This window comes from Paraconexibacter algicola (assembly GCF_003044185.1).
Lineage (GTDB): Bacteria > Actinomycetota > Thermoleophilia > Solirubrobacterales > Solirubrobacteraceae > Paraconexibacter > Paraconexibacter algicola.
In genome coordinates, this window is sequence record NZ_PYYB01000003.1 from 258,743 (window position 1) to 272,267 (window position 13,525).

Annotated in this window: 11 protein-coding genes; 5 read left to right on the top strand and 6 right to left on the bottom strand. The window is 73.7% G+C overall.

Going from position 1 to position 13,525, the window contains the following annotated elements:
* Positions 1 to 21: 21 nt before the first annotated feature.
* On the top strand, positions 22 to 1,734 hold the full coding sequence (locus C7Y72_RS18260) for a DEAD/DEAH box helicase (RefSeq protein ID WP_107570628.1): 1,713 nt from the start codon (positions 22 to 24) through the stop codon (positions 1,732 to 1,734).
* An 11-nt stretch (positions 1,735 to 1,745) separates the two neighbouring features.
* Here the strand turns inward: C7Y72_RS18260 and C7Y72_RS18265 are convergent, their stop codons facing one another.
* From C7Y72_RS18265 to C7Y72_RS18275, 3 genes are read right to left on the bottom strand one after another with little or no spacing between them, the layout of a single operon-like run.
* Positions 1,746 to 3,023 carry a PucR family transcriptional regulator gene (locus tag C7Y72_RS18265; protein WP_107570629.1) on the bottom strand — a complete coding sequence of 426 codons (1,278 nt, stop codon included), beginning with the start codon at positions 3,021 to 3,023 and terminating at the stop codon, positions 1,746 to 1,748.
* 16 nt (positions 3,024 to 3,039) lie between these two features.
* Positions 3,040 to 4,527 (bottom strand): phytoene desaturase family protein, encoded by a 1,488-nt coding sequence (locus C7Y72_RS18270; protein WP_107570630.1) that lies wholly within the window; start codon positions 4,525 to 4,527, stop codon positions 3,040 to 3,042.
* Complete coding sequence (locus C7Y72_RS18275) at positions 4,524 to 6,341, bottom strand: DUF3556 domain-containing protein (RefSeq protein ID WP_107570631.1); 1,818 nt, start codon at positions 6,339 to 6,341, stop codon at positions 4,524 to 4,526. The genes C7Y72_RS18270 and C7Y72_RS18275 overlap by 4 nt, the downstream gene beginning before the upstream one ends.
* A gap of 176 nt (positions 6,342 to 6,517) precedes the next feature.
* Between C7Y72_RS18275 and C7Y72_RS18280 the strand changes: the two genes are divergently transcribed.
* Positions 6,518 to 8,065 (top strand): acyl-CoA carboxylase subunit beta, encoded by a 1,548-nt coding sequence (locus tag C7Y72_RS18280; RefSeq protein ID WP_107570632.1) that lies wholly within the window; start codon positions 6,518 to 6,520, stop codon positions 8,063 to 8,065.
* 89 nt (positions 8,066 to 8,154) lie between these two features.
* On the opposite strand, the gene C7Y72_RS18285 is transcribed toward C7Y72_RS18280, so the two are convergent.
* Both C7Y72_RS18285 and C7Y72_RS18290 read right to left on the bottom strand, forming a co-directional pair.
* Complete coding sequence (locus C7Y72_RS18285) at positions 8,155 to 8,523, bottom strand: P-II family nitrogen regulator (protein WP_107570633.1); 369 nt, start codon at positions 8,521 to 8,523, stop codon at positions 8,155 to 8,157.
* The gene (locus tag C7Y72_RS18290) at positions 8,520 to 9,932 is read right to left on the bottom strand and encodes an ammonium transporter (RefSeq protein WP_107570634.1); all 1,413 of its coding nucleotides are present in this window, start codon (positions 9,930 to 9,932) and stop codon (positions 8,520 to 8,522) included. Before C7Y72_RS18290 ends, C7Y72_RS18285 begins: the two co-directional genes overlap by 4 nt.
* Before the next feature lie 272 nt (positions 9,933 to 10,204).
* Here C7Y72_RS18290 and C7Y72_RS18295 point away from each other — a divergent pair, with 272 nt between their 5' ends.
* The 3 genes from C7Y72_RS18295 to C7Y72_RS18305 are packed head-to-tail and all read left to right on the top strand — an operon-like array spanning position 10,205 to position 12,223.
* Positions 10,205 to 11,149, top strand: coding sequence for a sensor histidine kinase (locus C7Y72_RS18295; RefSeq protein WP_107570635.1), 945 nt, complete (start codon positions 10,205 to 10,207; stop codon positions 11,147 to 11,149).
* A complete protein-coding gene (locus C7Y72_RS18300; RefSeq protein ID WP_107570636.1) occupies positions 11,146 to 11,790 on the top strand; it encodes a response regulator in 645 nt (214 codons plus the stop codon). Before C7Y72_RS18295 ends, C7Y72_RS18300 begins: the two co-directional genes overlap by 4 nt.
* A 37-nt stretch (positions 11,791 to 11,827) precedes the next feature.
* Positions 11,828 to 12,223 carry a PaaI family thioesterase gene (locus C7Y72_RS18305; protein ID WP_107570637.1) on the top strand — a complete coding sequence of 132 codons (396 nt, stop codon included), beginning with the start codon at positions 11,828 to 11,830 and terminating at the stop codon, positions 12,221 to 12,223.
* Positions 12,224 to 12,251: 28 nt separating this feature from the next.
* On the opposite strand, the gene C7Y72_RS18310 is transcribed toward C7Y72_RS18305, so the two are convergent.
* A complete protein-coding gene (locus C7Y72_RS18310; protein ID WP_199224007.1) occupies positions 12,252 to 13,484 on the bottom strand; it encodes a PucR family transcriptional regulator in 1,233 nt (410 codons plus the stop codon).
* Positions 13,485 to 13,525 lie beyond the last annotated feature (41 nt).

Consider the following 13,525-nt stretch of genomic DNA (forward strand, 5'->3'; position numbering starts at 1 on the left):
CCTGGCTGTCAGGGTGAGGAGGTGCAGGACGATCTCCCCCCCACCCTCTTCACCGATCTCGGCCTCCGCGCCGAGCTCCTCGACGCGCTCACCGCCCTCGGCTACGAGGAGCCCACGCCGATCCAGGCGCAGACGATCCCGCCGCTGCTGGAGGGCCGCGACCTCCTCGGCCAGGCCGCCACCGGCACGGGCAAGACCGCGGCCTTCGCGCTGCCCGCCCTGGAGCGCCTCGCCGCGAGCGGCACCGAGGACAAGGCGCCCCGCGTGCTCGTCCTCGCCCCCACGCGCGAGCTCGCCACCCAGGTCTCCGAGGCGATGCACAAGTACGGGCGCGGCATCGGCGCCCGCGTGCTCCCGATCTACGGCGGCCAGCCGATCGTGCGGCAGCTGCGCGCGCTCAGCGGCGGCGTCGACGTCGTCGTCGCCACCCCCGGCCGCGCACTGGACCACATCGGCCGCGGCACGCTCGACCTCTCGCGCCTGCACACCGTCGTCCTCGACGAGGCCGACGAGATGCTCGACATGGGCTTCGCCGAGGACATCGAGTCGATCCTCGAGGCCGCCCCGGCCGACCGCCAGACCGTCCTCTTCTCCGCGACGATGCCGCCGCGCATCGCGCGCATGGTGAAGAAGCACCTGGCCGACCCGGTCCACATCGAGGTCAAGCGCGCCGCGACGCCGGAGGGCGAGGCGCCGAAGGTCCGGCAGGCCGCATACGTCGTGCACCGCCCACACAAGGCCGCGGCGCTCGGGCGCATCCTCGACCTCGAGGTGCCGACCGCCGCGATCGTCTTCTGCCGCACCCGCGCCGAGGTGGACGCCCTGACCGAGACGCTCAACGGCCGCGGCTACCGCGCCGAGGCGCTGCACGGCGGGCTCAGCCAGGAGCAGCGCAGCAAGGTCCTGCAGCGCCTGCGCGCGGGCACCACCGAGCTGCTCATCGCCACCGACGTCGCCGCCCGCGGCCTCGACATCGACACGCTGACCCACGTCGTCAACTACGACGTGCCCGCGTCGCCGGAGACGTACGTGCACCGCATCGGCCGCGTCGGCCGGGCCGGACGCGAGGGCGTCGCGATCACGCTCGCCCAGCCGCGCGAGCACCGGATGCTCAAGACGATCGAGAAGATCACGCGCCAGCCGGTGAAGATCGAGAAGGTCCCGACGATCGCCGACCTGCACGCCCGGCGCCTGGAGCTCACCCGCGCGGCGCTGCAGGAGTCGCTGCTGCAGGAGGACGAGCTCGAGCGCTTCCGCGTCGTCGTCGAGACGCTCGCCGACGAGTTCGACGTGATGCAGGTCGCGATGGCCGCCGTGCGGCTCGCCCATCAGGCGCAGGCCGGGGTCGACGAGGACGACGAGGAGGAGATCCCGCAGGCCTCGCTCGACCGCGGCCCCAAGCCCGACCGCGACCGTGGCCCTGCCCGCCCCGGCGCGGGCGGCGGCAAGCCCGGTGGCGGCCGCCGCCTCGACGCGGAGGGCCCGACCACGCGGATCTTCATCGGGGCCGGACGCAGCGCCGGGATCCGGCCGCAGGACCTCGTCGGGGCGATCACCGGCGAGTCGTCGCTGACCGGCCGGCAGATCGGCGCGATCGAGATCACCGACCGCTTCTCGCTCGTCGAGCTGCCCGAGAACCGGGCCGACGAGGTCATCGCCGCGATGCGCTCCAGCACGATCAAGGGCCGCAAGGCGACCGTGCGGCGCGAGAAGTTCGACCGCAAGCGCCGCTGAACCGCGGCGGGTCAGCCCGCGGCGGTCGCGGCGCCGCGCAGCCCGTCGAGCCCGTCGTGCAGCCGCAGCGCGATCTCGAGCTCGAGCCGGCGGTCGTCCAGCGACCGCCCGAGCAGCTCCTCGGCGCGCTTGGCCCGGTACACGACGGTGTTCTGGTGGATGCCCAGGCGGCGCGCCGTCCGGGCCGGGCTGAGCCGCTCGTCGAGGTAGACGCGGATCGTCGCGCGCAGCCGCGCCATCGCGTCGGTGTCCGCCCCGAGCTCGCCGAGCTCGGCGACGACGAACTCCGCCGCCCGGCCCGGCTCGGCGCTCACCAGCGACGTCAGCGCGACCGACGGGTAGCCGATCAGGGTGCCGGCCCGGACGCCGAACGTCTCGCCGACCTCGCGCGCGGCCCGCGCCTCGCGGTGGCTGCGGCACATGCCCGCGACCCCGGGATGGACCGCGCCCAGCGCGGCCCGCGCGCGCCCACCGAGCGCGGACGGCCGGCGCGGCGCCGCGCGCGCGTCGAGCCGGTCCCCGGTCGTCCACGCCCACGCGACCCGCTCCCCCACGGGCACGATCAGCGTCTGCGTCCCGCCGAGCTCGCCGGCGAGCTCGCGCGCGATCGTCGTCGGCGCCACGGACGCGCCGATGCGCGCGCCCGGCTCGGTCCAGACGATGAACGCGAGCTGACGCCCGTCGACGTCGTGGCGCAGGGTCGCGGCCGCGTCACGGTGGTCCACAGGCTCTCCCGCGACGATCGCCTGGACGAGCTCCGCCTGCTCGGCGGCCGCACCGCGCAGCCACTGCTCGCGCTCGTTCTCGTAGTCGTCGACGAGCTGGGTGCAGACCGCGTCGATGTAGATGAAGAGCTCGCGGCCCGCGTCGGCGAGCACCCGCCAGGCGACCTCGGGCTCGAGCTCGAGCTCCGCGGCGCGCTGCTCGAACTCGCGCTCGAACAGGCTGTGCCCGAGCCGGTACGCGCGCAGCAGCGAGGCCAGCGGCATGCCGCGGTGGACGAGCTCGTGCGCCCAGGCGCGCGCGTCGTCGGGCGCCTCGGTCGTGGTCGGCTGCATCGGGACGCCGCCGACGAGCGACTCCTGGATCGCGACGAGGTTCGCCGTGCAGCTCATGACGAGCCCGGCCCGGAAGTCCGGGTCGGTGGCGGGCAGGAACTCCGGAATCGTCGCCATCAGCTGGGCGGCCATGTCCTCGCCCATGCGGGCGCTGTCGATCCGGCCCGCGACCTCCGCGATCCGGGCCCGGACGACGTCCTGCAGCTCCGCCTCGACCATCCCGCGGAGCATCATCGCAGGCTCCCGGCTACCAGCCGCCGGCGTACTCGGGCTCGGGGATCGACGACTCCGACGCGTCGCGCACGCGGCGCGCGGCGGACGGGTCGATCCGCGCGAGCGCCGACAGCGCCGCGTTGTAGCCGCACATGCCGTGCGCGCCCGCCCCGGGCGGCGTCGCCGCGCTGCAGAGGTAGACGCCGTCGATGCCGGTCGCGTACGGGTCGAGCGTCGCGCGCGGGCGGAAGACCATCTGCAGCGGGTCGTTGGCGCCGGTGACGATGTCGCCGCCGACGTAGTTGACGTTGTGCTCCTGCATCGCCACGGCGGAGCGGACGTGCCGCCCGACGATGCGGTCGCGGAACCCGGGCGCGAAGCGCTCGATCTGCGCCTCGATCGCCGCGGTCGCGTCGCCCGTGTAGCCCGACGGCACGTGCGCGTACGCGTACAGGGGATGCAGGTCGCCGTTGGCGCGCGAGGGGTCCGCGAGCGACTGCTGGCAGACCAGCACGTACGGGCGCTCGGGCATCTCGCCGCGGCAGGTCATGCGCTCGGCGGCCGCGGTCTCGCGCCAGTCCCCGCACACGTGCACGGTGCCCGCCAGGCGCGACTCGGCGTGCGCCCACGGCACCCCGCCGTCGACCGCGAACTCGACCTTGAACGCGCCCGGCCCGTGCCGGAAGCGCCGGTAGGCGCGCGCGACGCGCGCCGGCATGCGGTCCCCGGCGATGTCGGCGGCCGCGCGCGGCGAGGTGTCGAGCATGACGACGTCGTGGTCGGCGACCTCCTCGAGCGACCGGACGGTGACCCCGGTCTCGAAGCGCACGCCGTGCTCCGTCGCGAGCGCGATCATCGCGGCGGAGATCGCCTGCGAGCCGCCCTGCGCGACCGGCCAGCCGTAGCGGTGCGCCGCGGTGCCGAGCGTCACGCCGATCGCGGAGGACATCGGCGACCCGAACGGCCGGAACGCGTGGGCGGCGACCCCGGCGAACAGGGCGCGGCCCTCCTCGGTCGCCCACGCCCGGGTCAGCAGCGAGGCGGGCAGACCGGAGAAGGCGCCGAAGACGCCCATCGCGACGGGGGCGCGCGGCACGTGCAGCACCGGCTGCACGATCTCGGCGGCGAGCCGGTCGAAGCGGCCCTCCAGCCAGCCGAAGATCGCCTTCCAACGTCGCCCGTCGCGTCCCGGCAGCGCGTCGGCGGTGCGCTCCACCGACCGCCAGGCGGCGGCCCCGCGGCCACCGTCCAGCGGGTGGGAGTACTGCACCTCGGGCCACAGCCAGCGCAGGCCGTGGGCCCCGAGGTCGAAGCGCCGCGAGAACGGCGTGTCGAGTGCGAGCGGGTGCGCCGCGGAGCACTCGTCGTGCAGGAGGCCGGGGACGGTCAGCTCGCTGCTGCGCGTGCCGCCACCCAGTCGGTCGGCGGCCTCGAGGACGGTGACCTCGAGACCCTCCGACGCGAGCGTGAGGGCGGCGGCGAGCCCGTTGGGCCCGCTGCCGACCACGACCGCCCTGCTCATACCGGCAGTGCCGGGGTGTCCGCGTCGTCGCCGGCCGCGGGGACCGGTCGCGGCTGTGCCGGGTAGCGGACGCGCTCGTAGCCGTCCAGCTTCCACGTGACCGTCGTGTCGATCGGCCCGTTCGGCAGCCACGGCTGCTCGGCGACCGCTTCGGTCACCTTCCAGTAGCCGCGCTCGACGACGCCGACCGCCACGTCCATCACGAAGTAGTACTGCTTGTCCTCGCCGACGCGCTCGGACTCGACCCAGACGACCATGAACTCGCCCGGGGCGAAGTTGCACTTCTCCTGCACGGTGCGCAGGAAGTGCTCGTCGTGGAAGTGCCCGTCACCGAAGTTGAAGCCGGTGATCGCGTTGCAGGAGAACTCCGCCTCGCGCGGGATGTAGTGGTCCATGTCCGCGCCGAGCGTCTTGATCATCACGGAGTTCATCCCGCGGCCCTGCGAGTGCATCGCCCGCCAGCCGATGAGCTGCTGCATGATGACCTCGGCCTCGTCCTCCCCGTAGAGCGGGACGAGCTGCTGACGCTGCATGAGGGCCGGCTTGACGAGGTGGTCGTCGAGCTTCTTCTCGGCGCCCGGGGCGAACGCCCACATCGCCGACGCCCAGTTGCCCGCGTACTGCCGCATCGACGGCAGGAACGACACCTTGTCGGGCCGCATGTTGCCGAGGATCGGGAAGAACAGGCAGGCGGCGAACGTCAGGATCATCAGCGTCGTGTCCATGTCACCGAGCCCGAAGCCCTCGTGGTTGGGCCAGCCGATGAACAGGAACGCGGTGATGAAGATGAAGCCGATGTTCCACTCCAGCGGCACCGCGAGCGGGAACGTCGAGGTGATGAAGACGTGGAAGCAGATCATCAGGATCGCCGCGGCGACGCTGAGGGTCTCGTTGCCGCTGAACAGCAGGACGAGCGGCGTGCCGAACTCGACCAGGGTGCCCGGGCCGTGCGCGATGCGGACGGCGGCCTTCGACGGGCGGAGGTCCTCCGGGAAGTTGCGGTAGTGCATCTTCTTGACCTTGCGCGAGCTGAGCCACGGGGTGTTGGAGACCATCGGCGGGATGACGTTGCCGAAGTGGTGGCCGAACTTCGAGAAGGCGGCACCGCACCAGACGGTGACGATGAGGATCTTCGCCGCGACGATCATGTCGACGAACGGGAAGAACGCGAAGAAGACGAGCGCCGGCAGGTACTGCTCGGAGCGCGCCTGCAGGAAGGCGATCTTGTCGCGCAGGCCCAGCAGCGGCTGCAGGACGAGGATCGGAATGATCGCCGCGACCGGGAGCAGGTCGATGCCGGTCTCGCCGTCGGCGGTGCCGGGCACGGCGAGCGCGACGACGTAGGCGGCCATCAGGGCGATGAAGAGGCCCGCGTCCAGCGCGGTGCGGGTGCCGCCCTCGGTCCCGGGGACCTTGGTCGGGAACGGCGGGTTGCGGATCGTGCCGGTGCGCGCGTAGTAGAGGACGCCGCCCGTCATCGGCTTGAAGTGGCCGGCCAGCGGACCCCAGGAGCCGGCAAGACCCATGGCCTCCAGGAACGCCGTCCAGAGGACCACCTTCTGGTAGAAGATCGGCGCGTCCCACCACTCGCTCGGCGAGAACGGATCGAGCCCGGACGTGAGCGCGCCGACGAGGATGCCGCCGCCCATGTACAGGACGAGCAGCTTCACGATGTAGACGATCGCGGTGATCTTGGGGGCACCGAACCCGTACTCGGCCCAGTGCCGGGAGAGGACCTTGATCCGCTCCTGGTAGGGCATGTCCATGAACTTGGCCGGTTCGACCGGCGGGAACTCTCCCGTCGTCAGACCCATCGCTCTCTCCTCACGTCGTGTGTCGGGCAGCCGGACCGTCCCTCACGGCCCGCGATGGACGCACCGTAGGCGCCGGGGGCGGGGCCGCGATATGGAGCGGCGGGCTCAAGCACGCGGGGCTTTTGTGGAATCACCACAAACCGCTCGCCGGTGCGCGGTCCAGTAGAAGTCCCGGCATGGAGGATCTCGAGGAGCTGCTGCGCCGCCGGGCGCTGACCGAGGACGACGCGCGCCCCGAGGCGGTCGCGCGCCGTCGCGCGCGCGGCGGGCGCACGGCGCGCGAGAACGTCGCCGACCTCGTCGACGAGGGGTCGTTCGTCGAGTACGGCCGCTACGCGATCGCCGCCCAGCGCGGCCGCCGCACGGTCGAGGACCTGCAGGCCGCGACCCCCGCCGACGGCATGCTCGCGGGGACCGCCGCGATCGACGGCCACCCGGCCGCCGTGCTCGCCTACGACTACACGGTGCTCGCCGGCACGCAGGGCGCGCTCGGGCACCTGAAGAAGGACCGGCTGTTCGAGCTGATCGAGCGCCTGGCGCTGCCCGTCGTGTTCTTCGCCGAGGGCGGCGGCGGCCGTCCCGGGGACACCGACCACCCGGTCGTCTCCTCGCTGCACGTCCGCGCGTTCGCGCTGTGGGCGAAGCTCTCGGGGCACGTGCCGCGGATCGCGATCGTGCACGGCCGCTGCTTCGCGGGCAACGCGGTGATCGCGGGCTGCTCGGACCTGATCGTCGCGACGCGCAGCACGTCGATCGGGATGGGCGGCCCGGCGATGATCGCGGGCGGCGGGCAGGGCGAGGTCGCCCCGGACGACGTCGGGCCGGTCGACGTGCAGACGAAGAACGGCGTGATCGACGTCCTCGTCGACGACGAGGCGCAGGCGGTCGAGGTGACGCGGCGGCTGCTCGGCTACTTCCGTCCCGCCGTCCCGGACCGCGACGCGCCGGCGGGCGACCAGGCGCTGCTGCGCACGCTCGTGCCGGAGCGCGCGCGCCGCGCGTACAAGCTCGCGCCGATCGTCGAGGCGCTCGCCGACACGGGCTCGGTGACGCACCTGCGGCCGCGCTTCGCGCCGGAGATGGCGACCGCGCTGGCGCGGATCGAGGGCCGTCCCGTCGGGGTGATCGGCAACAACACGATGTACGCGGCGGGCGCGATCACGAGCGCGGCGGCCGACAAGGCCGCGCGGTTCCTGCAGCTGTGCGAGGCGTTCGGCCTGCCGGTCGTGTCGCTCATCGACACCCCGGGGATCATGGTCGGCCCGAAGGCGGAGGCGACCGGGCTCGTGCGTCACGCGTCGCGGCTGCTGCTCGCCGGGGCCGCCCTGACCGTGCCGACGGTCGCCGTCGTGCTGCGCCGCGGCTACGGGCTCGGCGCGCAGGCGATGGCGTTCGGCTCGCTGCACGAGCCGCTGCTGACGGTCGCCTGGCCGTCGGCGCACCTCGGGCCGATGGGCCTGGAGGGCGCGGTGCGCCTGGGGCTGCGCAAGGAGCTCGAGGCGATCGAGGACGAGGAGGAGCGCGAGCGGCGCGTCCGCGAGGTCACGGCGCTGGCCCAGCAGAACGCGCGGGCGCTGAACGCCGCGCAGCTGTTCGAGCTCGACGACGTGATCGACCCGGCGCAGACGCGCGACCTGATCGCGCGGACGCTCGACGCGGCGGCGCACAGCGGGAACGGCGGCGGCGCGCCCCGGGGGACGCGCCGCTACGTGGACTCGTGGTGAGGCCGTCCGGCACTGGGTGACGCCGACAGAGCGGAATTGCACTTCGACCCCATCCGGCGTCACCCAGGACCGGACGGTCCCGGGCACCGTCAGACGTCGGCGGCCGCCCCCGGATGGCTCTGGAGGATCTCCTCCCCCGACTCCCCGGTCCGCACGCGGTAGGACTCGTCCACCGGGAGGACGAAGACCTTGCCGTCACCGACGGCCCCGGAGCGGCCGTGCTTCAGCACCGTGTCGACGACCGTCGCCACGTCGCGGTCGGCGACGACGCACTCGAGCTTGAGCTTCGGCCGCAGGTAGTTCGTGAGCTCCGCGCCGCGATAGCGCTCGGTGATGCCCTTCTGCCGACCGGAGCCCTTGACCTCGCTGATCGACAGCGAGGGGAATCCGAGCTGCAGGAGCTCCATCCGGATCGGCTCGAACGCCTCGTGCCGGATGAACGCCTCGACCTTCTTCATGCTTTCGCCTCCGTGGGGGTGCCGGCGCTCGGGGAGTACCCGACGAGCTCGGCCTCAGGAATGAACTGCTCGGGGTATCCGTACATGCCGTGGTCGGAGATGTCGAGGCCCGCGATCTCCTCCTCCTCGGTCACGCGCAGGCCGATCGTGTGCTTGATCGCCAGGAACGTGATGCTCGACAGCACGAACACGGTGACGAAGGTCAGGCCGACCGCGGCCGCCTGCGTCCCGAGCTGCCCGAGCCCGCCGCCGTAGACGAGGCCCTCCTTGCCGATGCCGATGTTCTCGGCCAGGCGCGGCGAGGTGAAGATGCCGCACGCCAGGGTGCCCCAGATCCCGGCGAGCCCGTGGGCCGAGGTCGCCCCGATCGGGTCGTCGATCTTCTTGTCGATCGCGAGGATGCCGTAGACGACGATGACGCCGCCGATGAGGCCGATGATCGGCGCCGCCCAGAACTCCACGTAGCCGGCGGGCGCGGTGATCGCGACGAGCCCGGCGATGCCGCCGTTGCCGATCATGCCGACGTCGAGCTTCTTCACGGTCAGGGCGACGGCGATCATCGCGCCGATGACGCCGCCCGCCGCACCGAGGTTGGTGACCGCGATGACCTCGGCGAACGCGTTGCCACTGGTGCCGAGCGTGGAGCCGCCGTTGAAGCCGAACCAGCCGAGCCAGAGGATCAGCACGCCCAGCCCGAAGAGCGGCATCGAGTGGCCGGGGATCGCCCGCGGCTTGCCGTCCGGCCCGTACTTCCCGCGGCGCGGGCCGAGGAAGATGCACGCGGCGAGCGCGGCGGTGGCGCCGGTGAGGTGCACGACGGACGAGCCGGCGAAGTCCTGCACGCCGTCGCCGATCTCGGCGAACACCCCGCCGCCGAAGCCCCAGTGGGCGATCAGCGGGTAGATCACGCCGGCGAACACGAGCGCGAAGATCGGGTAGACGGCGAACTTGATGCGCTCCAGCGTGGAGCCCCAGACGATCGCGAGCGAGACCGCCGCGAACATGAACTGGAAGATGAAGAACGACGCGGTCTCCCCGGTCGCGCCCTCACCGGCGACCTCGTGGCCGACCTGGAAGAAGAAGCCGCTGTCCCCCGCGATGGTGCCGTCACCACCGAACGCGATCGCGAACCCGACCGCCCACCAGGCGATCGCGGCGATCGAGAAGTTCACGAGGATCTTCGCGACCCCGGCACCCACGTTCTTGCCGCGGGAGAACCCGATCTCCAGGAACGCGAAGCCGGCCTGCATGAAGAAGACGAGCACGGTGGCGACGAGCACCCACGTGACGTTCAGCTCTCCGGCGACGACGTCGATCGGGGTCGGCTCCTGCGCCAGGGCCGCGGCGGGAAGCAGCAACGAGGCCAGGGTGGCCGCTGCGGCGCCGCGCGCGAGCGATCTGCGATGCATCGATAACTCCTCAGTCAAACGACAGTAGTTTTCCTGCGTCCTGCCGTGTGGAGTCTGCGGCGCGGCGGCGCGGCGCACCTTCGCCCGGTGTCGAACATCCGCGACGTGCGTTTCGCCCCGCTGTCGAACACGTGTTCGCATCGTGCGCAGGGTCGGTTGCGACGTACGTGGCGCCGTGGTGGTCCTGATCGTGGCGGCGAGGAGCCGCGCGGGACAGGGGGAGAAACCCGCGACGGCGCCCGCGGGGATCCCCCATCCGGGAGCATGGGGCGATGCGGACCTCGGTGACGTGGCGGATCCTCGCGTCGAGCGCCGGCGTGTTCCTGGCGGCCGCCGTGGCGCTGGTGCTGACGCCCGCGACCGTGAGCCGGACGGTCCAGGGCCACGAGATCGTGCAGCTCGCCCTCGGCGTGGCCGCGTTCCTGGCGCTGCACGCGGTGCTCGTGCGCCGCACGCTGCGTCCGCTGGGGGCGCTCGTCGCCGACATGCGCCGGGTCGACGTCCTCGCGCCCGGCACCCGCGTCGAGGTCCCCGGCGGTCCCGCGGAGGTCGAGGCGCTCGCCACCGCGTTCAACGAGATGGCCCAGCGGCTGGAGCAGGAGCGCCGCACCGCGGCCGGTGCGACCTTCTCGGCGCTGGAGGACGAGCGGCGGCGCATCGCCCGCGACCTGCACGACCAGGTCGGCCAGGACCTCACGGCGCTGCTGATGCAGCTCGACCGCATGCGCGACCACCCCGAGGCCGCCGCCGCACGGGAGCTCGCGCGGGACATCCTCGGCGAGGTGCGCGGCGTCGTCTCGGCGCTGCGCCCCGATCCGCTCGAGGAGCTCGGGCTCGCGGAGGCGCTGCGCTCGATGTGCTCCCGGCTCGACGTCTTCGGCGGCCCGGCGATCGACTGCCGCGTCGAGGAGGACCTGCCGCCGCTCCCCGCCGACGGGCAGACCGCGATCTACCGCGTGGCGCAGGAGGCGCTGACCAACGCGCTGCGGCACGCCCGCGCCACCACGGTGTCGCTGACGCTCGGGACGGAGGGCGCGCAGGACGTCGTGCTGCGCGTCGTCGACGACGGCCCGCCGACCGGGCGCCTGGTCGAGGGCGCAGGGCTGCGCGGGGTCCGCGAGCGCGCACTCACCGTGGGGGCCCGCGTGACCGTCGGCGCGGCGACGGGCGGCGGGACCGCGCTCGAGCTGCGGCTCGCTCCCGGGGTGCCGGCGTGAGCCTGCGCGTCCTGCTCGTCGACGACCACGCGCTGGTACGGCACGGGCTGCGGCTGATCCTCGACGGCGACCGCGACTTCGAGGTCGTCGGGGAGGCCGGGGACGGGGCGCATGCGCTGGAGCTCGCCGACCGGCTGCCGGTCGACCTCGCGGTGGTCGACATCACGATGCCGCGCATGACCGGCCTGCAGCTGCTGCCGCTGCTCCGCGCGCGTCGTCCGGGCCTGCCGGTCGTCGTCCTGTCGATGCACGACAACGAGCGGTTCGTGCTGGAGGCGGTCCGCGGCGGCGCGAGCGCGTACGTCCTGAAGTCGGCGGTCGACCGCGACCTCCTCGACGCCTGTCGCGCCGCGGTCCGCGGGGACGCGTTCCTGCACCCGGCGGCCACGCGGAGCATGATGGCGGCGCTGCGCGGCGAGACCGCGCCCGCCTCCGCGGACGACCCGCGGCTCTCGCCGCGCGAGCTCGAGGTGCTGAAGCTCATCGCCGAGGGGCACAGCTCGCGCGCGATCGCGGAGCTGCTCGTCATCTCGGTCAAGACGGTCGAGGGCCACCGGGCGCGGATGGCCGAGAAGCTCGGCACCTCCGACCGCGTCGCGCTCACCCGCTACGCGATCCGGACCGGCCTGGTCGAGGCCTGACGCGGCGCGGCGCGCCGCGCCGGGTACCGTGCGGGCGATGAGCGTCGACGAGGACGGCCGCATCGGCCCGGGACCGTTCGCCCGCCATCTCGGCTTCCGGCCGATCCGGGCCGACGAGGACGGGGCGGTCGTCGAGGCCGACCCGCGGCCGGAGCACCTCAACGGCGGCGGCATCGTCCACGGCGGCTACCTGACCGCGCTGCTGGACAGCACGACCGGGTGGGCGGTGCACGCGCACGTGCCGCCCGGGGTCGCCGCCCCGCACGTCCAGCTGACCGTGCAGTACGTGCGCGCCGCGGTCGCCGGCGAGCCGCTGGTGTGCCGCGGGCGCTGCCTGCGGGCGGGTGGCCGGATCGCCTCCGCGGAGGCGGAGATCACGCAGGGCGACCGCGTGATCGCGCGCGCGGTGACGAGCCACGCCGTGCTCGTCTGAGCGGCCCCGGACGCGCGCGGCGCGCCCGTCAGCGGGGGCCGAGCCAGTGCACGATCTCGAGCGCCAGGCCGACCTGCAGGCCGCGGCCCGCCAGCGGCGCGGGGAGCAGCTCCTGGGCGCGGGCCAGCCGGTTGAGGACGGTGTTGCGGTGCGCGTAGAGGACCTGCGCGGCGCGGGTGGCGTTGCAGTCCTCGCGCAGGTAGGCGCGCAGCGTGTCGCGCAGCTCGGCGGGCGCGTCGGCCAGCGGGCCCAGCGTGCGGCGCACGAGCTCGTCGGCGGCCTGCTCGTCGTGGGTGGCGAGCGCGACGACCTGCACCTCGTCGAACGTCGTCAGGCGCACGTCGGGCACACGCTGCATCAGCCGCTGGGTGGCGAGCGCGTCCTGGTGGCTGCGGCGGAAGCCGTCGACCCCGGGGAGCGTGGGGCCGAGCGCGACCCGCACGGTCGGCAGCCCGGCGAGGCCGGCGCGCAGGGCGTCGAGGTCGGGGCCGTCCTGCCCCGCGGTCCAGGTCCACAGGGCGGCGGAGCTGGCCAGCACGGTCAGCGGCCGGCGGGCCCCGGACGCGCGCGCGAGCAGCTCGGCGCCCGCGTCGAGCTCGCCCTGGTCGGGCTCCGGGGCGTCGGTGAAGACGACCGCGGCGGTGTGGGTGCGGCCGAGCTCGTACCCCAGGCGCCGGCTGGCCCGGTCGGCGGCGATCGGGGCCCCGCCGAGGACGAGCGTCGTGACCTCCAGGCGCTCGGCCTGGGTGCCGCGGGTGAGGTGCGCCCGCTCGCGCTGCATCTCCTCGGCGATCCCGAGCAGCGTGCGGTCGACGAAGTCGAAGATCGAGCGGGCCGTCACGTCGAGCAGCTCGCCGAGCTCGGCCGGGTCGGAGGTGAGCGCGAACGCCTGCGCCATCCACAGCCGCCATGCGGCGTTCTGCCCGGTGCGGTACGCGTCGACGGCGGTCTGGTCCAGGCCGCGGCGCACGAGGTCGCGCGCGACGCCGAACGTCTCGCTGGGCGGTGCCGGGGGGACCCGCTCCCCCGGCCGCTGCACATTGACCCGCAGCCAGTGCGTGAGGTTCGCGCGGTTCGTCCGGCGGATCGCGGCGACGAGCGCAGGGTCGCCGAGGATCGCCGGGTCGAGGTCGGCGAGCGTGACCGCGTCGATCGCGTCGTAGCCCTCCTCGGGAACCGCGAGGAGCGCTTCGGCGGCCGTGCGGATGAGCTCGCGGACGGCGGGCGACGGCGTCGGCCACGACTCATGGGCAGGTTGCACAGACAGGATCGTACATCGGGGCAGATCGCCCTTGGTCCTGA

Coding starts and splice junctions, on each gene's coding strand:
- C7Y72_RS18295 (WP_107570635.1), top strand. CDS start 10,205: ATGCGGACCTCGGTGACGTGGCGGATCCTCGCGTCGAGCGCCGGCGTG.
- C7Y72_RS18270 (WP_107570630.1), bottom strand. CDS start 4,527: ATGAGCAGGGCGGTCGTGGTCGGCAGCGGGCCCAACGGGCTCGCCGCC.
- C7Y72_RS18275 (WP_107570631.1), bottom strand. CDS start 6,341: ATGGGTCTGACGACGGGAGAGTTCCCGCCGGTCGAACCGGCCAAGTTC.
- C7Y72_RS18305 (WP_107570637.1), top strand. CDS start 11,828: ATGAGCGTCGACGAGGACGGCCGCATCGGCCCGGGACCGTTCGCCCGC.
- C7Y72_RS18265 (WP_107570629.1), bottom strand. CDS start 3,023: ATGCTCCGCGGGATGGTCGAGGCGGAGCTGCAGGACGTCGTCCGGGCC.
- C7Y72_RS18290 (WP_107570634.1), bottom strand. CDS start 9,932: ATGCATCGCAGATCGCTCGCGCGCGGCGCCGCAGCGGCCACCCTGGCC.
- C7Y72_RS18280 (WP_107570632.1), top strand. CDS start 6,518: ATGGAGGATCTCGAGGAGCTGCTGCGCCGCCGGGCGCTGACCGAGGAC.
- C7Y72_RS18285 (WP_107570633.1), bottom strand. CDS start 8,523: ATGAAGAAGGTCGAGGCGTTCATCCGGCACGAGGCGTTCGAGCCGATC.